Here is a 1,266-nt window from a genome sequence, read left to right as displayed (position 1 = left end):
CGCCGTCTCCTGGGCGGTGGCGAACGGGACCGCGTCGGGCGCGCGGGGCTCACTGGCGACGGCGTGGGTGACCATCGTGGCCCCCAGGAGGAGTCCGCCGACGGCCGCCAGTCGTGTCACTCTCCGGACGACCCGTCGTCGTGCGTGCCTCATGCGTGGCTCCCGAACCTCGGCAGCGCGGTGCGCGCGCACCGCGAGGGCCTCCCCTGAGTCGGAGGCCCTCTTCCCATACGGGTCCGGGACCCGGCGCGTTCAGACCGGGCGCGGTCCCGCCGCGCCGCGAGCCGCTCCGGGACCCGGGCCGCCGGCGCACCGGCGCGGGCCGTCCGTCCGATGTCCGTTCACACCACGGCCCTTATCGTGTGTTCATGACCAGGATCCCGCACGAGACGTCCGGTGAACCGAATCCGCTGCTCGCCCTCGCCCTGGACCGCCTGCGCCGTCGCACCAGCATGAAGTGGCGGACCCACCCCGAGGACGTGCTGCCCCTGTGGGTGGCCGAGATGGACGTCCCCCTGGCCGGACCGGTCGTCCGGGCCGTCACCGGGGCGATGGAACTCGGCGACACCGGCTACCCCGTCGGCACCGCCTACGCGGAGGCGCTGGCCGCCTTCGCGGACAAGCGGTGGGACTGGGGCGGGCTCGCCGTGGAGCGCACCGCGATCGTGCCCGACGTCATGCTGGGCGTGGTCGAGATGCTGAAACTCGTCACCGGGTACGGGGACGCGGTGGTGGTGAACCCACCGGTCTACCCGCCCTTCCACGACTTCGTCGGGCACCTGGACCGCGAAGTGGCCGAGGCCCCGCTCGGTGCCGACGCGCGGATCGACCTCGACGTCCTGGAGGACGTCTTCCGGCGGGTGACGGCCGGCCGACGGCGGGCCGCCTACCTGCTGTGCAGCCCGCACAACCCCACCGGCACCGTGCACACCGCCGACGAGCTGTCCGCCGTCGCCGCCCTCGCCGAGCGGTACGGCGTGCGCGTCGTCGCCGACGAGATCCACGCCCCGCTGGTCCTCGGCGACACGCGGTTCGTGCCGTACCTGAGCGTGCCGGGCGGCGAGCGCGGCCTGTCGCTGATGTCGGCGTCGAAGGCGTGGAACCTGGCCGGACTCAAGGCCGCCCTCGCCGTCGCGGGGCCCGAGGCCGCGGGCGACCTGGCGCGGATGCCCGAGGAGGTCGGCCACGGCCCGAGCCACGTCGGTGTCCTCGCCCACACCGCCGCCCTGCGCGACGGCACCGCGTGGCTGGACGCCCTGCTCGCCG

The 1,266-nt window shown here is 74.9% G+C and carries 1 protein-coding gene and 1 pseudogene; one reads left to right on the top strand and one right to left on the bottom strand.

The window, feature by feature from the left end:
• Window positions 1-153: pseudogene (locus B7767_RS48495) on the bottom strand (S1 family peptidase); the annotation flags it as partial.
• A 215-nt stretch (window positions 154-368) separates the two neighbouring features.
• Between B7767_RS48495 and B7767_RS31325 the strand changes: the two are divergent.
• The coding region (locus tag B7767_RS31325; protein WP_107486435.1) for an aminotransferase class I/II-fold pyridoxal phosphate-dependent enzyme at window positions 369-1,266 on the top strand (898 nt) is incomplete at its 3' end.

This window comes from Streptomyces sp. 13-12-16 (assembly GCF_002114215.1).
In the GTDB taxonomy this organism is placed as follows: Bacteria; Actinomycetota; Actinomycetes; order Streptomycetales; family Streptomycetaceae; genus Streptomyces.
Note: the sequence above shows the minus strand (reverse complement) of the source record. Positions and strands in the feature narration are given on the sequence as shown.